Source organism: Streptomyces sp. NPDC002809 (genome assembly GCF_040295435.1).
Lineage (GTDB): Bacteria > Actinomycetota > Actinomycetes > Streptomycetales > Streptomycetaceae > Streptomyces.
Genome location: NZ_JBEOVJ010000031.1, coordinates 53,827 through 74,877, shown reverse-complemented (window position 1 = coordinate 74,877; position 21,051 = coordinate 53,827). Strand labels below are relative to the sequence as shown.

19 protein-coding genes and 1 pseudogene are annotated in these 21,051 nt (G+C 69.2%); 15 read left to right on the top strand and 5 right to left on the bottom strand.

Annotation, left to right across the window (positions count from 1 at the left end; genetic code table 11):
* Positions 1-133: 133 nt before the first annotated feature.
* The gene (locus tag ABT025_RS20125; RefSeq protein ID WP_350995951.1) at positions 134-592 is read right to left on the bottom strand and encodes a DUF3093 domain-containing protein; all 459 of its coding nucleotides are present in this window, start codon (positions 590-592) and stop codon (positions 134-136) included.
* A 58-nt stretch (positions 593-650) separates the two neighbouring features.
* Between ABT025_RS20125 and ABT025_RS20120 the strand changes: the two genes are divergently transcribed.
* The 11 genes from ABT025_RS20120 (at position 651) to ABT025_RS20070 (ending at position 12,810) form a co-directional block, all read left to right on the top strand.
* Positions 651-1,235 (top strand): PaaI family thioesterase, encoded by a 585-nt coding sequence (locus ABT025_RS20120; RefSeq protein WP_350995948.1) that lies wholly within the window; start codon positions 651-653, stop codon positions 1,233-1,235.
* Positions 1,235-1,768 carry a dUTP diphosphatase gene (gene dut, locus ABT025_RS20115; RefSeq protein WP_350995945.1) on the top strand — a complete coding sequence of 178 codons (534 nt, stop codon included), beginning with the start codon at positions 1,235-1,237 and terminating at the stop codon, positions 1,766-1,768. The genes ABT025_RS20120 and dut overlap by 1 nt, the downstream gene beginning before the upstream one ends.
* Position 1,769: 1 nt before the next feature.
* A complete protein-coding gene (locus ABT025_RS20110) occupies positions 1,770-2,534 on the top strand; it encodes a DUF3710 domain-containing protein (protein ID WP_350995942.1) in 765 nt (254 codons plus the stop codon).
* Positions 2,535-2,890: 356 nt separating this feature from the next.
* Positions 2,891-2,980, top strand: coding sequence for a K(+)-transporting ATPase subunit F (gene kdpF, locus ABT025_RS20105; RefSeq protein WP_147971349.1), 90 nt, complete (start codon positions 2,891-2,893; stop codon positions 2,978-2,980).
* A gap of 7 nt (positions 2,981-2,987) precedes the next feature.
* Entirely contained in the window at positions 2,988-4,652 is a 1,665-nt protein-coding gene (kdpA, locus tag ABT025_RS20100) for a potassium-transporting ATPase subunit KdpA (RefSeq protein WP_350995938.1), read from the top strand.
* Positions 4,653-4,678: 26 nt separating this feature from the next.
* Complete coding sequence (kdpB, locus tag ABT025_RS20095) at positions 4,679-6,775, top strand: potassium-transporting ATPase subunit KdpB (protein ID WP_502971988.1); 2,097 nt, start codon at positions 4,679-4,681, stop codon at positions 6,773-6,775.
* A gap of 6 nt (positions 6,776-6,781) precedes the next feature.
* Positions 6,782-7,459 carry a potassium-transporting ATPase subunit C gene (locus tag ABT025_RS20090; RefSeq protein ID WP_350995932.1) on the top strand — a complete coding sequence of 226 codons (678 nt, stop codon included), beginning with the start codon at positions 6,782-6,784 and terminating at the stop codon, positions 7,457-7,459.
* A gap of 686 nt (positions 7,460-8,145) precedes the next feature.
* Positions 8,146-10,689, top strand: coding sequence for a DUF4118 domain-containing protein (locus tag ABT025_RS20085; RefSeq protein ID WP_350995929.1), 2,544 nt, complete (start codon positions 8,146-8,148; stop codon positions 10,687-10,689).
* Positions 10,690-10,855: 166 nt separating this feature from the next.
* The gene (locus tag ABT025_RS20080) at positions 10,856-11,548 is read left to right on the top strand and encodes a response regulator (RefSeq protein WP_350995926.1); all 693 of its coding nucleotides are present in this window, start codon (positions 10,856-10,858) and stop codon (positions 11,546-11,548) included.
* Positions 11,549-11,634: 86 nt separating this feature from the next.
* Positions 11,635-12,051, top strand: coding sequence for an OB-fold nucleic acid binding domain-containing protein (locus ABT025_RS20075; RefSeq protein WP_326657379.1), 417 nt, complete (start codon positions 11,635-11,637; stop codon positions 12,049-12,051).
* A 3-nt stretch (positions 12,052-12,054) separates the two neighbouring features.
* Entirely contained in the window at positions 12,055-12,810 is a 756-nt protein-coding gene (locus ABT025_RS20070) for a DUF3159 domain-containing protein (RefSeq protein ID WP_350995923.1), read from the top strand.
* A 64-nt stretch (positions 12,811-12,874) separates the two neighbouring features.
* Here the strand turns inward: ABT025_RS20070 and ABT025_RS20065 are convergent, their stop codons facing one another.
* Together ABT025_RS20065 and ABT025_RS20060 are read right to left on the bottom strand one after the other, a co-directional pair.
* A complete protein-coding gene (locus tag ABT025_RS20065) occupies positions 12,875-13,552 on the bottom strand; it encodes a potassium channel family protein (protein WP_350995921.1) in 678 nt (225 codons plus the stop codon).
* Positions 13,552-14,220, bottom strand: a complete 669-nt coding sequence (locus ABT025_RS20060) for a potassium channel family protein (RefSeq protein WP_350995919.1) — start codon at positions 14,218-14,220, stop codon at positions 13,552-13,554. Before ABT025_RS20060 ends, ABT025_RS20065 begins: the two co-directional genes overlap by 1 nt.
* 363 nt (positions 14,221-14,583) lie before the next feature.
* Between ABT025_RS20060 and ABT025_RS20055 the strand changes: the two genes are divergently transcribed.
* Together ABT025_RS20055 and ABT025_RS20050 are read left to right on the top strand one after the other, a co-directional pair.
* The gene (locus ABT025_RS20055; protein WP_350995916.1) at positions 14,584-16,632 is read left to right on the top strand and encodes an APC family permease; all 2,049 of its coding nucleotides are present in this window, start codon (positions 14,584-14,586) and stop codon (positions 16,630-16,632) included.
* Between the two features lie 151 nt (positions 16,633-16,783).
* Positions 16,784-18,217 (top strand): class I SAM-dependent RNA methyltransferase, encoded by a 1,434-nt coding sequence (locus ABT025_RS20050; protein WP_350995913.1) that lies wholly within the window; start codon positions 16,784-16,786, stop codon positions 18,215-18,217.
* Positions 18,218-18,984: 767 nt separating this feature from the next.
* Here ABT025_RS20050 and ABT025_RS20045 read toward each other — a convergent pair.
* Entirely contained in the window at positions 18,985-19,152 is a 168-nt protein-coding gene (locus ABT025_RS20045; RefSeq protein WP_350995911.1) for an ROK family protein, read from the bottom strand.
* Positions 19,153-19,217: 65 nt separating this feature from the next.
* Positions 19,218-19,586: pseudogene (locus ABT025_RS20040) on the bottom strand (ATP-binding protein); the annotation flags it as partial.
* A 396-nt stretch (positions 19,587-19,982) separates the two neighbouring features.
* On the opposite strand from ABT025_RS20040, the gene ABT025_RS20035 reads away from it, so the two are divergent.
* Entirely contained in the window at positions 19,983-20,396 is a 414-nt protein-coding gene (locus tag ABT025_RS20035) for an SseB family protein (protein ID WP_350995909.1), read from the top strand.
* Complete coding sequence (locus ABT025_RS20030) at positions 20,393-21,049, top strand: hypothetical protein (RefSeq protein WP_350995906.1); 657 nt, start codon at positions 20,393-20,395, stop codon at positions 21,047-21,049. The genes ABT025_RS20035 and ABT025_RS20030 overlap by 4 nt, the downstream gene beginning before the upstream one ends.
* Positions 21,050-21,051 lie beyond the last annotated feature (2 nt).

Here is a 21,051-nt window from a genome sequence, read left to right as displayed (position 1 = left end):
GCTCCGGCCTTGGATCGGACCGTGTCCTGGATCGGGACAGGTCCTTGGATCGGACCGGACCGTGCCCTGGATCGGACGGGTCCTTGGACCGGCATTGGATCGGACCGGGCCTTTTGATCGGCCCGGTCCCGGATCAGGCCGGATTCGCCGTCTTCAGGGCCGCCGCCAGCGCCTGCGGCTCACGCGTCGACAGATAGACGTACGGAGTCGGGTCCTGCGGATCCGTGATCTCCACGCGCACCGCCGTAGGGATGTAGCTGCGGAGCAGCATGAACGCCCGCGTGTCCGCCTTGTACGAGCGCCAGGCGCGCGCCTCCTCGGCGTCCAGTACCTCGGCCTCGCCGAGCGCCGACACGGGAATCCGCGCGTCGCCGGCGACGAGGGCGCCGGCCACCACCCGGATCCGGGCGGATCCGTACGAGCTGACCGCCACTGCCGACAGCGCGGTGCCGCCCGCCAGCCCGGCGAGCAGTGGCAGGGTGCCCAGCGGCAGCAGCATCAGCGCGCACGCGATGCCGATCAGGACGGCGATGAGCCACCACGAACGGGGTGCGGTGAGACGTTCGTCGAAGGGCGGGGTGGAAGGCTGCATGAACCCAAGCTTGGCACGGCGCGACCTGCGGGTACCCGCGCGGGTAAGGTCTGCGGCTGTGAGTGGAACATCTGCGGCTCTGAAGCCCCCGGCCGACGCGGTGAAACCGGTCCGGCATCCCGACGCCCCGGCACCCGGCGAGCTGCTCGGCGCCCATTACGAACACTGTTTCGGCTGCGGCGACGGACAGGCGCACGGGCTGCACCTCCAGGCGCGGGCCGGCGAGGGCGTCGGCGTCACCGCCGAGTTCACCGTGCAGGCCGCCCACCAGGGCGCCCCGGGCCTCGCCCACGGCGGGGTGCTGGCCACCGCGCTCGACGAGACACTCGGCTCGCTGAACTGGCTGCTGCGCGTGATCGCGGTGACCGGGCGGCTGGAGACCGACTTCGTCCGCCCCGTGCCGGTGGACACCGTGCTGTTCCTGGACGCCGAGATCACCGCCGTGCACGGCCGCAAGATCTACTCCCGGGCGACCGGCCGGATCGGCGGCCCGGACGGACCCGTGGCGGTCCGGGCCGAGGCCCTGTTCATCGAGGTCAAGGTCGATCACTTCATCGACAACGGCCGCCCTGCCGAGATCCGGGCCGCGATGGCCGACCCCGACCAGGTCAAGCGGGCCCGGGCCTTCGAGGTGAACCCCTGATGCGCCATCCCGTGGACGTCCTGATCCGCCGGGTCGACCCGGACGTGCCGATTCCGGCGTACGGGCACCCGGGCGACGCCGGAGCCGATCTGGTCACCACCGAGGCCGTCGAGCTGGCACCGGGGGAGCGGGCCGTACTGCCGACCGGGGTTTCGATCGCCCTGCCGGACGGGTACGCCGCGTTCGTGCACCCCCGATCCGGCCTCGCCGCACGCTGTGGAGTCGCCCTGGTGAATGCTCCGGGGACGGTGGATGCCGGGTACCGTGGAGAGATCAAGGTGATCGTCATCAATCTCGACCCGCGCGAGTCCGTGAGGTTCGAGCGGTTCGACCGGATTGCCCAACTGGTCGTGCAGCAGGTCGAGAAGGTGCGCTTCCACGAAGTGTCGGAGCTTCCCGGTTCGGCGCGGGCCGAAGGGGGCTTCGGGTCCACCGGCGGCCATGCCGCCGTTGATGTTGATGGCGTCCGGGGCGGGGTTCCCCAGGGCGGGAACAGCTACGCTTCGGTCGAATCCGACCGGGAAGGAAAGTGACGTGTTCGGACGTCGCAAGAACAGTGGTTCCGCCGAGGACGCGGCGGACGAAGCGCGCGAGGCCGAGCAGGTCGTCGACGAGCTCGATGACGCCGAGAGCGGATCGCGCCGGACGAATCTTCCGCCGGCTCCGCGGCCGGACGGCCCGTGGGACATCGACGAGGTCTCCCAGCCCGGCGAGGGCCGGGTCGACCTGGGCGGCATCTTCGTGCCCGGTGTCGAGGGCATGGAGCTGCGCGTAGAGGTCGCCGGTGACGCGATCGTCGCCGCCACGGTCGTGCTGCGCGACAGCGCGATCCAGCTGCAGGCCTTCGCCGCCCCCAAGAAGGAGGGCATCTGGGGCGAGGTCCGCGAGGAGATCGCCTCCGGTATCACCCAGCAGGGCGGCATCATCGACGAGGTGGAGGGCCCGCTGGGCTGGGAACTGCGCGCGCAGGTCCCCGTACAGCTTCCCGACGGGGCGAACGGCGTGCAGATGGTGCGCTTCGTCGGTGTCGACGGTCCCCGCTGGTTCCTGCGCGGAGTGATCTCCGGCCAGGGTGCCGTGCAGCCGGAGGCCGCCGGTCTCCTGGAGACGGTCTTCCGGGACACCGTGGTCGTCCGCGGCGACGGCCCGATGGCGCCGCGCGACCCGATCGTGCTCAAGCTCCCCAACGACGCGCAGATGGTTCCCGAGGGCGTTCAGCAGGAGGAGCAGGAGGGCTCGAAGTTCTCCGGCGGCATGGCAGGCCTCCAGCGCGGCCCCGAGATCACCGAGGTGCGCTGACCTGCATCCCGAGATCGCCGAGGTGCGCCGATAGCACCCCGTAAGCACCGGCCGGTGGCCCGTACCCCCTTCGTAGGGGTACGGGCCACCGGCTTTTGTGCGTCCCGTGGCGGAGCGGTGCGCGGCCGCCCGTATGGGGCGCGTATCGGGCACGTAATGGCGCCGTCAAGGCCGCGCCCGCACCCGTAAGGAAGCCATCAACGCAGGTCACGGGGGCGCGAGCGGGAGGTTTGCTCAAGGGGTCCGAGAAATCCGCACCTCATTCAGGAGCACCCGATGGCCGACCTGGCCTTCGTCGTCACCACGATCGCGGTCTTCGCGCTGGTGGCTCTCATTGCCAAGGGGGTGGCGAAGCTGTGACTGCCGAAAACGTGGCCGGCCTCGTCGTGGCCGTAGCCCTGCTGGGCTATCTCGTCCTCGCCCTTCTGTACCCGGAGAGGTTCTGAGCCCGATATGAGCCCCGTCCTCGCCGGCGTTCTCCAGGTACTCGCGCTCGTCGTGGCGCTGGGTCTGGCGTACCGCCCGCTCGGTGACCACATGGCCCGTGTCTACACCTCGCCCCGCCATCTGCGGGTGGAGAAGTGGATCTACAAGGCCATCGGCGCCAATCCTGACACGCAGATGCGCTGGCCCGCCTATCTGCGCGGTGTTCTCGCCTTCTCCGCCGTGAGCGTCCTCTTCCTGTATCTGCTGCAGCGGCTCCAGGGCTCGCTGCCCGGTTCGCTCGGCTTCTCCTCGATCGACCCCGACCAGGCGTTCAACACGGCGGCCTCGTTCGTCGCGAACACCAACTGGCAGTCGTACTACGGCGAGCAGGCCATGGGCCACGTCGTGCAGACCGGCGGCCTCGCGGTGCAGAACTTCGTCTCGGCCGCCGTCGGCATCGCCGTCGCGGTGGCACTCGTCCGGGGATTCGCCGCCACCCGCAGTGGTGAACTCGGCAACTTCTGGGCCGACCTGGTGCGCGGCACCGTGCGGATCCTGCTGCCGATCGCGGTGATCGGCGCGCTCGTGCTGGTCGCCTGCGGAGCGATCCAGAACTTCTCCGGCATCCACGAGGTCGGCCAGTTCACGGGCGGCTCGCAGCAGTGGAACGGCGGCGCGGTCGCCTCGCAGGAGGTCATCAAGGAGCTGGGTACGAACGGTGGCGGCTACTTCAACGCCAACTCGGCCCACCCCTTCGAGAACCCCAACGGGCTCTCCAACCTCTTCGAGATCTTCCTGATCCTCGTCATCCCGTTCGCCCTGACGCGGACCTTCGGCCGCATGGTCGGCTCCCTCAAGCAGGGGTACGCGATCCTCGCGACGATGGGCGTCATCTGGCTCGGCTTCACCGCGCTGATGATGTGGACCGAGTTCTCCCACCACGGGCCCGCGTTCGACATCGCGGGCGGGGCGATGGAGGGCAAGGAGAACCGTTTCGGCGTCGGGGGTTCGTCCATCTTCGCGGTGGCCACCACGCTCACCTCGACCGGTGCGGTGAACTCGTTCCACTCCTCGTTCACCGGCCTCGGCGGCGGCATCACGATGCTCGGCATGCAACTCGGCGAGATCGCTCCCGGTGGTACCGGCTCCGGTCTCTACGGAATGCTCATCATGGCGATCATCGCGGTGTTCATCGCCGGTCTGATGGTCGGCCGGACGCCGGAGTACCTGGGCAAGAAGATCGGCACCCGCGAGATCAAGCTCGCCGCCTGCTACATCCTGATCACACCGGCTCTGGTGCTCTGTTTCACCGCCGTCGCGATGGCCCTGCCCACCCCGGGCAACTCGATGACCAACTCGGGCGCGCACGGCTTCTCGGAGATCCTGTACGCCTACACCTCCGGCGCCAACAACAACGGTTCGGCGTTCGCCGGGCTCAACGCGGACACGCAGTGGTTCAACACCACGATCGGACTCGCGATGCTCCTGGGCCGGTTCCTGCCCATGGTGTTCGTCCTGGCCCTGGCCGGCTCGCTGGCCGGGCAACGGCCCGTACCGGCGACCGTCGGGACCCTCGGCACCCACAAACCGCTCTTCAGCGGGCTGCTGGTCGCCACCATCATGATCATCGCCGGTCTGACCTACTTCCCGGCCCTCGCCCTGGGGCCGCTGGCCGAGGGGCTGGCGTCATGACCATCCGTACGAAGCAAGAGGACGAGATGTCCACAGTCACGCCGGCCCGCGCACCGCATCAGGACACTCCGGCCGGTGCCGTTCCCGAAGGGCGCGTAGGCGCCGGGCTGTTCGATCCCAGGATGCTCATCGCCTCCTTCCCCGACGCGATACGCAAACTCGACCCACGGGTGATGGTCAAGTCGCCGGTGATGTTCGTGGTGCTGGTGGGTTCGGTGCTCACCACCGTGCTCGCGGCACTGGATCCGACGGACTGGTTCGGCTGGGCGATCGCCGTCTGGCTGTGGCTGACGACGATCTTCGCCAACCTGGCGGAGGCGGTGGCCGAGGGCCGCGGCAAGGCCCAGGCCGACACCCTGCGCAAGGCCAAGACCGACACCGTCGCCCGCCGGATCGTCGGCACGAACGAGGAGCGGGTCCCCGGTACCGAACTGCGCATCGGCGACCTGGTCGTCTGCGAGGCCGGTGACATCGTTCCGGGCGACGGAGACGTCGTCGAGGGCGTCGCCAGCGTCGACGAGTCCGCGATCACCGGCGAATCGGCCCCGGTCATCCGGGAGTCCGGCGGCGACCGCAGTGCCGTCACCGGTGGTACGAAGGTGCTCTCCGACCGCATCGTCATCAAGATCACGACCAAGCCGGGCGAGACGTTCATCGACCGGATGATCGCCCTGGTCGAGGGCGCGGCCCGGCAGAAGACGCCCAACGAGATCGCCCTGAACATCCTCCTGGCGTCCCTCACCGTCGTCTTCCTGCTCGCCGTCGTCACCCTGCAGCCCTTCGCGATCTACGCCGGCAGCGAGCAGTCCATGATCGTGCTGGCCGCGCTCCTGGTCTGTCTGATCCCGACCACCATCGGCGCGCTGCTCTCCGCGATCGGCATCGCCGGCATGGACCGCCTGGTACAGCGCAACGTGCTCGCCATGTCCGGGCGGGCCGTCGAGGCGGCGGGCGACGTGTCGACGCTGCTGCTCGACAAGACCGGCACCATCACCCTCGGCAACCGTCAGGCCGCCGAGTTCCTCCCCGTAGCGGGCGTCACGGAGTCCGAACTGGCGGACGCGGCCCAGCTCTCCTCGCTGGCCGACGAGACGCCCGAGGGCCGGTCCGTGGTGATTCTCGCGAAGGAGAAGTACGGCCTGCGCGAGCGCCATCAGGGCGAGCTGTCCGGCGCCGAGTGGGTCGTCTTCACCGCCCAGACCCGGATGTCGGGTGTGGACGTCGACGGACGCAAGGTCCGCAAGGGCGCGAGCGGATCGGTCGTCGCCTGGGTGAGGGAGCGGGGCGGCAGTGTGTCCGCGGACGCGCAGGCGCTCACCGACCGCATCGCGGCGGCCGGCGGCACTCCGCTGCTGGTGGCCTGCCAGGACGCGGACGGGGCCCGGGTCCTGGGTGTCATCCACCTCAAGGACGTCGTCAAGGAGGGCATGCGGGAGCGGTTCGACGAACTGCGCCGGATGGGCATCCGTACGGTCATGATCACCGGCGACAACCCGCTGACCGCGAAGGCCATCGCCGAGGAGGCGGGCGTCGACGACTTCCTCGCCGAGGCCACTCCAGAGGACAAGATGGCCCTCATCAAGCGGGAGCAGGCGGGCGGCAAACTCGTCGCGATGACCGGCGACGGTACCAACGACGCCCCGGCGCTCGCCCAGGCCGATGTCGGCGTGGCCATGAACACCGGAACCTCGGCCGCCAAGGAGGCCGGGAACATGGTGGACCTGGACTCCAACCCGACCAAGCTCATCGAGATCGTGGAGATCGGCAAACAGCTCCTGATCACCCGCGGCGCACTGACGACGTTCTCCATCGCCAACGACGTCGCCAAGTACTTCGCGATCATCCCCGCGATGTTCGCCGTGGTCTACCCGGGCCTGGACAGGCTCAACATCATGGACCTCTCCTCGCCCCGGTCCGCGATCCTGTCCGCGGTGATCTTCAACGCGCTGATCATCGTCGCGCTCGTGCCGCTCGCCCTCAAGGGCGTCCGCTACCGGCCCAGCGGCGCCGACTCGATGCTCCGGCGCAACCTCGGCGTCTACGGACTCGGCGGCCTGATCGCCCCGTTCATCGGCATCAAGATCATCGACCTGATCATCTCCCTCATCCCCGGAATCGGCTGACCTGCCATGAACAACTCCGTAGGAAACTCCGCCCGACTGCTCTGGGCAGGACTGCGCGCCCTGCTCGTCCTCACCCTGGTCTGCGGCGTCATCTACCCGCTCGCCGTCACCGGCGTCGCCCAGGGGATCATGCCCGGCCGCGCCAACGGCTCCGAGATCACGGTGAACGGCAAGGTCGTCGGCTCCGAACTCATCGGCCAGCGATACGACCTTCCCCTCAAGAAGGGCCAGGAGACCCCGGACCCCGACCTCAAGTGGTTCCAGCCCCGCCCCTCCAACGGCCTGGGCACCAACAGCGTCAACACCCAGTACTCGCTGATCCTCTCCGGCGCGACCAACCGCTCCGGTGACAACAAGGAACTCATCGACTGGGTCACCGCCGCCAAGGCCGCAGTCGTCAAGGACAACTCCGTCCCCGGCCACCCCGTCAGCCCCTCCCAGGTACCGGCCGACGCCGTCACCTCCTCCGGCTCCGGCCTCGACCCCGACATCTCCCCGGCCTACGCACAGCTCCAGGTGAACCGCGTCGCCGCACGCAACCACCTCGACACCGCCCAGGTCGAAAAGCTCGTCGACCAGCACACCGACGGCCGCATCCTCGGCTTCGCCGGCGAACCACGCGTCAACGTCCTCCAGCTCAACATCGCGCTGAAGGAGCTCGCGAACGAGGCCGGAACGCGCTGAACGCCCGAACGCCCGGGTTCGGGTCGTACGCCTGGGTCCGGGACGAGCGCCCGGGCCCGGCCGTGCGCCCGGGTTCGGCTCGTACGCCCGGGTCCGGCCCGTACGGCCGGGCCCGGGCGCTGCCCGTCCCCAGTGCCGGCGCATCATCGAGCGGTCAGGAAGTGGGTCAACCGGCGGATCCGGCTCGTCGAGGGCGACCTGACCGCCGACGAGCGGGACCGCTGCCGGGCCGCACTCGGCGGCGGACCGCCCGAGCCGACGCGGCGCCGCGCTCCGAACGGCTCGGCCGGCTGACGGGGGTCTCCTCCGTGTCGGACGGCTCACTGCCCTTCCGGGACAACGTCGACCACGCCCTGCGCCACGGGGTGACGTGCATCGCGGAGCCCGGTGGTCAGATCCGGTCCGACGAGGTCGCGGAGGCCTGCCACGCCCACGGGATCGCCCGGCCCGTACCGGCCTGCGGCTCTTCCACCACTGACGGCGTCGCCGCCCGCCCGCCCGAAGCGCCCCCGGCCTGGGGCGGGCGAGTGTCTCCGGCGCGGGCATCAGAGTTGTGTCAATACGGACCGCACCCACACCACCCGCCCGATATGCGTGAAATTCACGGGGTAGTTTCGACAGTGGCTGCCGCATGGGCTGCCACCGGCTTCCGTGAAAGGAGCCGGTTCCAGGAAGACAATGGGGCCATGGCGCGCGGCAAACTTCGGATCTATCTCGGTGCGGCACCCGGCGTCGGCAAGACGTACGCGATGCTCTCCGAGGCGCACCGCCGTGTGGAGCGGGGCACCGACTGCGTCGTCGGCTTCGTCGAGCACCATGACCGCCCGCGCACCGAGGTCATGCTGCACGGCCTGGAACAGATCAGGCGCCGCGAGATCGAGTACCGCTCCGCCGTCTTCACCGAGATGGACGTCGACGCCGTACTGGAGCGGGCCCCGGCCGTCGCCCTGGTGGACGAACTGGCGCACACCAATGTGCCGGGCTCCCGCAACGCCAAGCGCTGGCAGGACGTAGAGGAACTCCTCCAGGCCGGAATCGACGTGGTCTCCACGGTCAACATCCAGCACCTGGAGTCCCTCGGAGACGTCGTCGAGTCCATAACCGGCGTACGCCAGCGTGAGACCGTGCCCGACGAGGTGGTCCGCCGCGCCGACCAGCTCGAACTGGTCGACATGTCGCCCCAGGCCCTGCGCCGGCGGATGGCCCACGGCAACGTCTACAAGCCGGACCGGATCGACGCCTCGCTCTCCAACTACTTCCGCCCCGGCAACCTCACGGCCCTGCGCGAGCTCGCCCTGCTCTGGGTCGCCGACCGGGTCGACGAGTACCTCCAGCAGTACCGCGGCGAGCACAACATCCGCACCACCTGGCAGGCCCGCGAACGCATAGTCGTCGGACTCACCGGTGGTCCCGAGGGCCGCACCCTCATCCGCCGCGCCTCCCGCATGGCGGCCAAGGGGTCCGGCAGCGAGATCCTCGCCGTCTACATCGCCCGCAGTGACGGACTGACGTCGGCCTCGCCCAAGGAGCTGACCGTCCAGCGCACGCTCGTCGAGGACCTCGGCGGCACCTTCCACCACGTCATCGGCGACGACATACCCTCGGCACTCCTGGAGTTCGCCCGCGGCGTCAACGCCACCCAGATCGTCCTCGGCTCCAGCCGCCGCAAGGCCTGGCAGTACATCTACGGACCCGGCGTCGGCGCCACCGTCGCCCGCGAGTCCGGCACCGACCTCGACGTCCACATCGTCACCCACGACGAGGTCGCCAAGGGCCGCGGCCTCCCCATCGCGCGCGGCGCCCGGCTGGGCCGGGCGCGCATCATCTGGGGCTGGATCGTCGGCGTGGGCGGCCCGGTCCTCCTCTCGCTGCTCCTCAAGGGCATGGAGAACGGCCCGGGGCTCGCCAACGACGTCCTGCTCTTCCTCTTCATGACCGTCGCCGCGGCCCTGCTCGGCGGACTGCGGCCCGCCCTCGCGTCGGCGGCCGCGGGATCGCTGCTGCTGAACTACTGGTTCACGCCGCCCACGCACACCCTGACCGTGCAGGACCCCGAGAACTTCGTCGCCATCGTGATCTTCTTCGCGGTGGCCGTCGCGGTGGCTTCGGTCGTCGACCTCGCGGCCCGCCGCACCCACCAGGCCGCCAGGCTGCGCGCGGAGTCCGAGATCCTCTCCTTCCTGGCCGGCAGCGTGCTGCGCGGCGAGACCACCCTGGCCGCGCTTCTGGACCGGGTCCGCGAGACCTTCGGTATGGAGTCCGTCGCCCTGCTGGAGCGGCAGAGCGACGTGGAGCCGTGGACCTGCGCGGGCAGTGTCGGCCCGGCGCCGGTCGCCCGGCCCGAGGACGCCGATGTGGACATGCCCGTGGGCGACCACATGGCCCTGGCCCTCTCCGGCCGGGTGCTGCCCGCCGAGGACCGCCGTGTACTCGGTGCCTTCGCCGCCCAGGCCGCCGTCGTCCTGGACCGCCAGCGCCTGGTCGGTGAGGCGGAGACGGCCCGCCGGCTCGCCGAGGGGAACAGGATCAGGACCGCGCTGCTGGCCGCCGTCAGCCACGACCTGCGGACCCCGCTCGCCGCCATCAAGGCCGCCGTCAGCTCCCTGCGCTCCGACGACGTCGCCTGGTCCGACGACGACGAGGCCGAACTCCTCGAAGGCATCGAGAACGGCGCCGACCGCCTCGACCACCTCGTCGGGAACCTCCTCGACATGTCCCGCCTGCAGACCGGCACCGTCACCCCGCTGATCCGCGAGATCGACCTCGACGAGGTCGTGCCCATGGCGCTGGGCGGCGTCCCCGAGGACAGCGTCGAGCTGGACATTCCCGAGACGCTGCCGATGGTCGCCGTCGACCCCGGGCTGCTGGAGCGGGCCGTCGCCAACATCGTCGAGAACGCCGTCAAGTACAGCCCCGACCGCGAGCGCGTCACCGTGGCCGCCAGCGCGCTCGGCGCCCGGGTCGAGCTACGCGTCGCCGACCGCGGACGCGGCGTCCCGGACGAGGCCAAGGAACGTATCTTCGAGCCCTTCCAGCGCTACGGTGACGCCCCGCGCGGCGCCGGGGTGGGCCTGGGGCTCGCTGTGGCCCGCGGCTTCGTGGAGTCCATGGGCGGAACGCTGGACGCCGAGGACACCCCTGGCGGAGGCCTCACCATGGTCCTGACGCTGAAGGCGGCCTCGGGGTACGTTCCGGTCAGCCCCGGCCTGCCCGCACGGGTCACCTCATGATCAACGGAGACCTCCGCGGCCCACGCACAGGGCAGACGTACGGCACGGACGTGCAGGGGCACGCACAGACACACGCACAGACACACGCACGGATCCACGCACAGAATTCTCGGAACCACGCTCAGAACCACGCAAGACCTACGTACAGCAGAAAGGCAGGACCGCGATGACCCGGGTGCTTGTGGTCGACGACGAGCCGCAGATCGTACGCGCCCTCGTGATCAACCTGAAGGCGCGCAAGTACGAGGTGGACGCGGCGCCCGACGGAGCCACCGCGCTCCAGCTGGCCGCCGCACGCCACCCCGACGTCGTCGTCCTGGACCTGGGGCTTCCTGACATGGACGGCGTCGAGGTGATCAGGGGCCTGCGCGGCTGGACCCGGGTGCCGATCCTGGTGCTCTCGGCCCGGCACACCTCCGACGAGAAGGTCGAGGCCCTGGACGCGGGCGCCGACGACTACGTCACCAAGCCGTTCGGCATGGACGAACTGCTGGCCCGGCTGCGCGCCTCGGTGCGTCGCGCCGAGCCTGTCGGCCAGGACGGCGGCGACGAGGTCGTGCTCGTCGAGACCGAGGGCTTCACCGTCGACCTCGCCGCCAAGAAGGTCCACCGCGAGGGGCGCGATGTACGGCTCACCCCCACCGAGTGGCACCTGCTGGAGGTCCTGGTCCGCAACAGCGGCCGGCTGGTCAGCCAGAGGCAGCTGCTCCAGGAGGTCTGGGGGCCCTCGTACGGCACCGAGACCAACTACCTGCGGGTCTACATGGCCCAGCTGAGGCGCAAGCTGGAGGCCGACCCCTCGCACCCCCGGCACTTCGTCACAGAACCGGGGATGGGCTACCGCTTCGAGCGCGCCTGAGGGCCCGCGGCCGGGTCCCCGTGTCCCTCGTTCGAGTGAGACGGCGGCCACCCTCCAGGACCTCGGGAGACCGGTACCCTTCGGGTATGAGTGCTGTTCCTCGATTCGAGAAGTCCCAGAAGGCCGAGCGGCCCTCCGGGCGCTTCCGGCGGATGCTCGACCGGCTTTCCAGCTCCCAGGAGGACCTGGAGTGCGAGGAGCTGGAGGAGGACTCGCAGGCATCGGGATGCACCCGGATCTCCGAGTGCACCGACCGCCAGATCGTGAAGGTGACTGGTACCTTGCGGACGGTCACCCTGCGACCGCGTGCCGGAGTACCCGCCCTCGAGGCGGAGCTCTTCGACGGCACCGCGCCGCTCGACGTGGTCTGGCTCGGCCGCCGCTCCATCGTGGGCATCGAACCGGGCCGCAAGCTCATCGCCTCCGGCCGCATCGCCATGAGCCACGGGCGCCGGGTGCTGTTCAACCCCAAATACGAACTCCGACCGCTCGGCAAGGAGTAGCCGGTGACGTCTCTCGACAAGCCGACGTCCGATACGGACCGCACCACCGACCAGCAGGAGGCCGACGCGAAGGCGGTCACCGAGGCCGCGCTCTTCGAGGCCTTCGGCGGCATCCGGGGCATGGTGGAGACGGTCCTGCCCGGACTGCTCTTTGTCACGATCTTCACCATCGACAAGAACCTCACGAACTCGGCCATCGCGGCCGTCGCGGTGTCGCTGGTGCTCGTCGTCGTCCGGCTGATCCGCAAGGACACCGTCAAGCACGCCTTCAGCGGCGTCTTCGGTGTGGCTTTCGGTGTCGTCTTCGCGAAGATGACCGGCAACGCCAAGGACTTCTATCTCCCGGGCATGATCTACACGCTCGGACTGGCCCTGGCCTACCTGATCACCACGGTGGCCGGGCTGCCGCTGATCGGGCTGATCCTGGGCCCGGTGTTCAAGGAGAACCTCTCCTGGCGCACCAGGAGCCCCGGCCGCAAGAAGGCCTACGCCAAGGCCAGCTACGCCTGGGGCCTGATCCTGCTCGCCAAGTGCGCGATCCTCTTCCCGCTGTACTGGTGGGCCGACACCACCCAGTTCGGCTGGGTCCTGATCGCCCTGAAGATCCCGCCGTTCCTGTTGGCGGTGTACCTCACCTGGGTCTTCCTCGCCAAGGCGCCGCCGCCCATCGACGTCTTCGCCGAGATGGAGGCCGAGGAGCAGGCCGAGAAGGCCCGCAAGGCGGCCGCCGCCGAAGCGGCCCGCGGCCAGGAGTACTGACACACACGTGAGAGGGGCCTGTTACCGCCGGCAGCGGTAACAGGCCCCTCTCACGTGTCGTGTCTCAGTTCTCCGGGTCGCCCTGGCGAACCGACAGCAGGTCCTCCAGCTGCTCCTCACGCGCCTGGGCAGCCACGAACAGCAGCTCGTCCCCGGCCTCCAGCGTCTCCTCGGTGCTCGGCGTCAGCACGCGCTGCCCGCGGATGATCGTGACCAGCGAGGTGTCCTCCGGCCAGGCGACCTCCCCGACCTGGGTGCCCGCCAGCGCCGACTCCGGCGGCAGCGTCAGCTCGACCAGGTTCGCGTCGCCGTGGCTGAAGCGCAGCAGCCGGACCAGATCGCCGACGCTCACCGCCTCCTCGACCAGGGCCGACATCAGGCGCGGCGTGGAGACCGCCACGTCGACGCCCCAGGACTCGTTGAACAGCCACTCGTTCTTCGGGTTGTTCACCCGGGCGACGACGCGCGGCACGCCGTACTCCGTCTTGGCGAGCAGCGAGACGACCAGGTTCACCTTGTCGTCGCCGGTCGCGGCGATCACGACGTTGCAGCGCTGCAACGCCGCCTCGTCCAGCGAGGTGATCTCGCAGGCGTCCGCCAGCAGCCATTCGGCCATCGGCACCCGCTCCACCGAAATGGCGGTCGGTGCCTTGTCGACGAGCAGCACCTCGTGACCGTTCTCCAGCAGCTCGGCCGCGATGGAACGGCCCACCGCGCCGGCCCCGGCAATCGCGACACGCATCAGTGACCGCCTTCCTCAGGGCCCTCGGCGAAGGCCGCCTCGACCTTCGCGATCTCGTCCGTACGCATCATCACGTGGACGAGGTCGCCCTCCTGCAGCACCGTCTGCGACGACGGCAGTATGGCTTCGCCCAACCGGGTGAGGAAGGCCACGCGCACGCCCGTCTCCTCCTGCAGGGTGCTGATCTTGTGACCGATCCAGGACGGTGTGGTGTGCACCTCGGCGAGCTGCACACCGCCGCTCGGGTCGCGCCACAGCGGCTCGGCGCCCGAAGGCAGCAGCCGGCGCAGCATCTGGTCCGCGGTCCAGCGCACGGTGGCGACCGTGGGGATGCCGAGGCGCTGGTACACCTCGGCACGCCGGGGGTCGTAGATCCTGGCCGCGACGTTCTCGATGCCGAACATCTCGCGCGCCACGCGGGCCGCGATGATGTTCGAGTTGTCGCCGCTGCTCACCGCGGCGAACGCGCCGGCCTCTTCGATACCCGCCTCACGCAGGGTGTCCTGGTCGAAACCGACGCCTGTGACGCGACGGCCGCCGAAGCCGGAGCCGAGGCGCCGGAACGCCGTGGGGTCCTGGTCGATGACGGCGACCGTGTGCCCCTGCTGCTCCAGGTTCTGCGCGAGAGCGGCCCCCACTCGTCCGCAGCCCATGATGACGATGTGCACCTTGCGCCTACCTCGCAGTCCTGGTCGTCCGGCTGACCTGCGAAAACACCCTGCTCACACTCATTCCTCGGCTGGCCGGGCAAACAATGGGGCAACGGTTCGTCCCGTTGCCCAGGATGAGCTTAAGCGGCGTCGGGTGCGTTGCCTCATTCGAGTGTGCTCATCCCGGGGCACTGTGGCAAAGGCGACGTCCCCCGAAGTGTTCGGGCTGGCTTTCGAAGAGCGTTCGGCGCCCTTTCGAGTGGCCGCGGTGCAAGGATTCCGTTAAGGATTTCGTGGCCTTTCCGTCCGAGTGCAGGAGATTGCGGGGCCACGGGGGTGGTGCGTGGGTTGGTCCCATACGGAACCCTTACGATCCTCAGCGTGTCCAAACTGACCGACGTGCCCAAACGGATCCTGATCGGACGGGCTCTGCGCAGCGACAAGCTGGGGGAGACTCTCCTCCCCAAGCGCATCGCGCTCCCCGTCTTCGCATCCGACCCGCTGTCCTCGGTGGCGTACGCACCCGGAGAAGTACTCCTCGTGCTGTCCATCGCGGGTGTGTCGGCGTACCACTTCAGCCCGTGGATCGCGGTCGCCGTCGTGGTCCTGATGTTCACCGTCGTCGCCTCGTACCGGCAGAACGTGCACGCGTACCCGAGCGGTGGCGGCGACTACGAGGTCGCCAACACCAACCTCGGGCCGAAGGCCGGACTGACCGTGGCCAGCGCACTGCTGGTCGACTACGTCCTGACCGTCGCCGTGTCGATCGCCTCCGGGGTGGAGAACCTCGGCTCGGCGATCCCGTTCGTCGTCGAGCACAAGACGGCCTGCGCCGTCGCCGCCATCGTGCTGCTGACCCTGATGAACCTGCGGGGCGTCAAGGAGTCCGGCAAGCTCTTCGCGATCCCCACGTACCTCTTCGTGGCCGGCGTGTTCATCATGATCATCTGGGGCGCCTTCCGCGGACTGGTCCTCGGCGACACCATGCACGCCCCGACCGCCGACTACACGATCAAGCCGGAGCACCAGGGCCTGGCGGGCTTCGCCCTGGTCTTCCTGCTCCTGCGCGCTTTCTCCTCCGGCTGTGCCGCCCTCACCGGTGTCGAGGCCATCAGCAACGGCGTCCCCGCCTTCCGCAAGCCCAAGAGCAAGAACGCCGCCACCACTCTCGCGGCGATGGGCCTGCTGGCCGTCACCATGTTCTGCGGCATCATCGGGCTGGCCATGGCCACCGACGTGAAGATGGCCGAGAACCCGGCGGAAGACCTGATCAACAACGGCACGCCGGTCGGTTCGAGCTTCGTCCAGGACCCGGTGATCTCCCAGGTCGCGGCCGCGGTCTTCGGCGACGGGACGTTCTTCTTCGTGATCCTCGCCGCGGCCACCGCTCTCGTCCTCTTCCTGGCCGCCAACACCGCGTACAACGGCTTCCCGCTGCTCGGCTCGATCCTGGCCCAGGACCGCTACCTGCCGCGCCAGCTGCACACCCGCGGCGACCGGCTCGCCTTCTCCAACGGCATCGTGCTGCTGGCCGGCGCGGCGATCCTGCTGGTCTGGATCTACGGGGCCGACTCGACGCGGCTGATCCAGCTCTACATCGTCGGTGTGTTCGTCTCCTTCACCCTCAGCCAGACCGGCATGGTCCGGCACTGGAACCGGCACCTGCGCACCGAGAAGGACCCGCTCAAGCGCCGCCACATGATCCGCTCCCGCGCGATCAACACCTTCGGCGCCTTCTTCACCGGCCTGGTGCTGGTCGTCGTCCTCGCCACCAAGTTCACCCACGGCGCCTGGGTCGCGCTGCTCGGCATGGTGATCTTCTACGGCACGATGACGGCGATCCGTAAGCACTACGACCGGGTCGCCGCGGAGATCGCCGCCGACGAGACCCCGTCCGACGAGACCGTCCGCCCCTCCCGGGTCCACTCGATCGTCCTGGTCTCCAAGCTGCACCGCCCCACCCTGCGCGCGCTCGCCTACGCGAAGCTGATCCGTACGGACCATCTGGAGGCGCTCTCCATCAGCGTCGACCCGGCCGAGACGAAGGCGCTCAAGGAGGACTGGGAGCGGCGCGGTATCAACGTCCCGCTGAAGATCCTCGACTCGCCCTACCGCGAGGTGACCCGTCCGGTCATCGAGTACGTCAAGGGCCTGCGCCGGGAGAGCCCGCGCGACGTCGTGAGCGTCTACATCCCGGAGTACGTCGTCGGCCACTGGTACGAGCACCTGCTGCACAACCAGAGCGCCCTCAGGCTCAAGGGCCGACTGCTCTTCACCCCCGGAGTGATGGTCACCTCCGTCCCGTACCAGCTGGAGTCCTCCGAGGCGGCCAAGAAGCGGGCCCGCAAGCGCGCGGACTGGACCGCCCCCGGTTCGGTGCGACGCGGCCCGGTGGAGCGCAAGCCCAAGGAGCCGACGCACAAGGGCTGACGCGCGGTAGCCGTGCCTGCGGTATCCGTATCCGTTTCAGTCCTGGTAAGCGGCCGGACGACACCCACGTAGACTCGTAGGTTGTTGTCCGGCCGCTTTTCCTTTGCGCTCGTTCCCCCTGTTTCCCTTTGATCTCTGGAGCCACCCCCTCATGCAGAACGAATCCATTTCGCCGCAGGCCGGGGAATCGCAGGCCGGGGAATCGCAGACCGCGGAGACGCAGGCCGCGGAGACGCGGACCGAGGAGACGCAGGCCGAGGAGACGCAGGCCGGGGAATCGCTCGTGGGGCAGGAGTACGAGGTCGAGGTCGGCCCGGTCGCCCACGGCGGTCACTGCATCGCCCGCACTTCCGAGGGCCAGGTCCTGTTCGTACGCCACACACTGCCGGGCGAGAAGGTCGTCGCCAAGGTCACGGACGGCGCCACCGACTCCCGCTTCCTGCGCGCCGACGCGGTGCGGATCATCGAGGAGTCCAAGGACCGGGTGAAGGCCCCGTGCCCGTTCGCGGGCCCCGGCAAGTGCGGCGGCTGCGACTGGCAGCACGCCAAGCCGGGCGCCCAGCGCCGGCTCAAGGGCGAAGTGATCGCCGAGCAGCTCCTGCGCCTCGCGGGTCTCACCCCGGAGGAGGCGGGCTGGGACGGCACCGTCATGCCGGCCGAGGGCGACAAGCTCCCGCCGGGCGAGGTGCCCGCCTGGCGCACCCGCGTCCAGTACGCCATCGACGAGGACGGCCGCGTCGGCCTGCGCAAGCACCGCTCGCACGACATCGAGATCATCGACCAGTGCATGATCGCCGCGCCCGGCGTCTCCGAGCTCGGCATCGAGAAGCAGGACTGGCCCCAGATGGCCACGGTGGAGGCCATCGCCGCCACCGGCTCCAACGACCGCCAGGTCATCCTCACTCCGCGCGAGGGCGGCCGCCTTCCGCTGGTCGAGCTCGACAAGCCGGTCTCGGTCCTGCGCGTCGACGAGCGCGACGGCGGAGTGCACCGCGTCCACGGCCGCGGCTTCGTCCGCGAACGCGCCGACGACCGCACGTACCGCGTCGGTTCCGGCGGCTTCTGGCAGGTCCACCCGCAGGCGGCGGACACCCTCGTCCGCGCGGTCATGCAGGGCCTGCTGCCCCGCAAGAACGACATGGCGCTCGACCTCTACTGCGGTGTCGGCCTGTTCGCCGGCGCCATCGGCCAGCGCATCGGCGAGAAGGGCGCGGTGCTCGGCATCGAGTCCGGCAAGCGCGCGGTCGAGGACGCCCGCCACAACCTCAAGGACCTGGAGCGGGTCCGCATCGAGCACGGCAAGGTCGACCAGATCCTGCCCCGCACGGGCATCACCGAGTGCGACCTGATCGTCCTGGACCCGCCGCGCGCGGGAGCGGGCAAGCAGGTCGTGAAGCGCCTGTCGGGCCTCGGGGCACGCAAGATCGCGTACGTGGCCTGCGACCCGGCGGCGCTGGCGCGGGACCTGGCGTACTTCGCCGAGGGCGGCTACAAGGTGCGGACGCTGCGGGCGTTCGACCTGTTCCCGATGACGCACCACGTGGAGTGCGTGGCGATCCTTGAGCCGGTGAAGAAGGACGACTGACCTGCGGGTTTGTGGTTCGGGTGGGTCGCTTGATCTGTTTCCCTCCGTGCAGCGAGTCGAGCGGACGGATTGACCCTTTGGGCGGTCTGACCTGCGAATTCATGAGGCAGGCGCTTGCAGCGGCGACGCCCTCAGGGGCTTGTTCGGAGATTCTTGACGCTCGAAGCGGAAGCGTCGAAATCGAGGACCTCTCCGGCTGGGGCCGTGCGGACCGGAGCAACGGCACGGGGGCAAGTGCGCCGGTACGGGCGTCCCGCTGCATTTCCCCGGCGTCGGCACGTGCTGCCATCCCGTACCCACAGTCCTTGACCGAGAGCGCGGCCTGTCCGGGCCGTGTTCGGTGCGTATCTGCACCCATGACGCTCGGGCCCTCCACGGCCCCGGTCCCATGCCGATGGCACGTCCGCGCCCCCGGGGTGCCAAGGCTGGGGGCGCCAAGCAGGTTCGGCACTGCGTGGCCGGTGCCTACCGGTTGGTTGTCATCGACAAGCGCGGGTCGTAGCGGTGGGTACTCCCGCTTATGCCAGCACTGCGGCGCCGTCCAGCCTGGCATCGGGCCCCAGCGGCCACGGTGCGCAGCTCCCTCATGAACGGCATGGCCGCGTGGCGCCGCAGGTGGAGAACGAGCGGCTCGAAGAACACCTTGCCGGACCGAGCGACACCGCCCCCCCACACGGCAGTGTCGAGCTCGATCAACGCCGCCGTAGCAGCGACGCCTGCCGCCAATGCGCGGGCTGCCCGGTCGAACCCGGTGAGCGTCGCCGCTTCTACGACTCTCGGGCCGCTGCGTCTTCTGCCAGCGTTGGTTGCCAGCCATGCGTAGGCGCGTGCCGGGTGATGGTAGGACCACTGACGATGACTTCCAGGCAACCTGTCGCGCCGCACGGGCAGGGTTCACCCGCAAGGGACAGCTCGATCTCCCCGCTGGCGGACAACGGGCTTCCCGCTGGTGGACATCAAAGATCCCCGGATGGACAGCACTTCTCCACAGTGAGTGGGTTCAGTTCAGGGGAACGACACCGCACCGGTAGTGGCCTCGTTGAGGCGGTGGCTGTCACCTTGGGTGACGACAACGGTGGTGTGGTGCAGGAGCCGGTCGACCGTCGCTGGCGAGGGTCTTGGGCATGATCTCGTCGAAGCCGGCCGGGTGAAGGTTGCTGCTGACGGCCGGACTGCGCCGTTCGTAGGCGGCATCGACCAAGCGGTAGAAGCCTTCTGCGGCATCCGGGGAGATCGGCAGGAGGCCGATATCATCCACGCTGATCAAGTCGGTGCGGGTGATGCGAGTGACGGCTTTGGCCACGGAGTCATTGATGCGGTCACGCCAAACCAGGGCCCCGAGGCCCTCGATAGTGAACCAGGTGACGGTTGGCAGTCAGGCACCTACCATCTCGTGGGCCGTGTTGAGAAGTTGCCGGCGGATTCCTGCACCGAGTTGCTGTGTGCACTCCCGCCGGAGCGGCGACCGCTGACCCTGGTGACTCGGGTTTCTCGCTTGGTTTCGCCGGGCTGGTCTTCGACCGCATGCAGCCCGGACCGAAGCAGGACGGTACGGAGATCTGGCCGGCTCCGGTGAAGCAATGGACCAGTCTGGTTGACAGCGGGGACGTGGTCGCCCTTGTCTGTGAACTCGCACCAGTTCGGGACGGTTCTGCGGCACGGGCGCAGTTGCAGCCGGTTGAGCCGACGGTGACCCCGAACTGCTTTGCTAACACAAATGCTTGCCCTACAGTGTGCCCCCTGAGACGAGCGTGGGGGAGGGGTCTTGGATCAGCCCGGAACAGTGCTTGCCGAGCGAATTGCCGACCGGAGAATCGGAGTTGGTGATCCGTGGGCGCTGGTAGGCGAGATGCGGCGTTCGGTTCTTCTGGTGCCGACCGTGGGCGAACGGCGCTGGTCGGCGCGGTTGGGCGGGGTGCGGTGGATCTACGCGTTCACCGACGAGACAGCTCTGGCCCGGTTTGCTCGGCTTCGCGCACCGGGTGATCAGGCCATGGACTATGCGGCGTTGCTGGGTGCGCGCATCGTCGACGAGATCGTGCCGTCTCTGGGGGAGCCCGGCGGTCTCGCGGTCAATGTCGCCACCGAGGACGGGTCGATACTCTTCCCGCCGGTCGTCGGCATCGTTCCGGAGACGGTCGCCGTCGACGCGGGCGGGGCGGGGGAGGAGCGGTCATGAGCGGTGACGGGGCGGACCTGCATCTCGACAAGGAGTCGGTCACCAAGTTCACGAAGGGCATCGGCGCGACGATTGACGAGCTCGGTGATCTTGGCGGTGCCACCGGGTCGGTGATGGGCAAGGGTTTCTCGGAGATGGCGATGACCGGGATGGAGGCCGGGCACCACGGTCTCGCGGCCGACTTCGAGGACTTCTGCGAACGCTGGGAGTGGGGTGTGCGCGCCCTGGTGCGGGACGCCAGTGGGCTCGCGAACCGGCTGGACCTGGCGGCGGGCACCCAGTGGGAGAACGACCAGTACCTCGCGGGCACGCTCAAGGTGGGTGCCAACTCCCTGTTCGGCGGGAACCCGCATGCCAGTGAGGAGGAGATCGCCAAGCAGAACTGGGGCGACATCTTCACACCGGACTATCTGAACCCGGACTACAGCCCCGAGTCGTTCGAGAAGGCCGGCCAGGACACGGGGCAGACCTGGAAGGACACCGGCCGCACCGTCCTCACCGAGGGTTATGGCGGCAGGCAGGCCGACATGTTCAACAGCGCGCTCGGCATCTCCGACGACCAGTTCGACCAGGCACTGGACGACACGCTCGGCCCGTCACCGGAAGAACGCGCCCAACAGGCACAGCAGCAGAGCCAGTCCGGGGGGAACTGACC

Bases quoted from the DNA above. Each gene is read 5' to 3' on its own strand.
- ABT025_RS20050 (WP_350995913.1), top strand. From the start codon at position 16,784: ATGCAGAACGAATCCATTTCGCCGCAGGCCGGGGAATCGCAGGCCGGG.
- ABT025_RS20085 (WP_350995929.1), top strand. From the start codon at position 8,146: ATGGCGCGCGGCAAACTTCGGATCTATCTCGGTGCGGCACCCGGCGTC.
- ABT025_RS20065 (WP_350995921.1), bottom strand. From the start codon at position 13,552: ATGCGTGTCGCGATTGCCGGGGCCGGCGCGGTGGGCCGTTCCATCGCG.
- kdpA (WP_350995938.1), top strand. From the start codon at position 2,988: ATGAGCCCCGTCCTCGCCGGCGTTCTCCAGGTACTCGCGCTCGTCGTG.
- ABT025_RS20075 (WP_326657379.1), top strand. From the start codon at position 11,635: ATGAGTGCTGTTCCTCGATTCGAGAAGTCCCAGAAGGCCGAGCGGCCC.
- ABT025_RS20125 (WP_350995951.1), bottom strand. From the start codon at position 592: ATGCAGCCTTCCACCCCGCCCTTCGACGAACGTCTCACCGCACCCCGT.
- dut (WP_350995945.1), top strand. From the start codon at position 1,235: ATGCGCCATCCCGTGGACGTCCTGATCCGCCGGGTCGACCCGGACGTG.
- kdpB (WP_502971988.1), top strand. From the start codon at position 4,679: ATGTCCACAGTCACGCCGGCCCGCGCACCGCATCAGGACACTCCGGCC.
- ABT025_RS20080 (WP_350995926.1), top strand. From the start codon at position 10,856: ATGACCCGGGTGCTTGTGGTCGACGACGAGCCGCAGATCGTACGCGCC.
- ABT025_RS20030 (WP_350995906.1), top strand. From the start codon at position 20,393: ATGAGCGGTGACGGGGCGGACCTGCATCTCGACAAGGAGTCGGTCACC.
- ABT025_RS20090 (WP_350995932.1), top strand. From the start codon at position 6,782: ATGAACAACTCCGTAGGAAACTCCGCCCGACTGCTCTGGGCAGGACTG.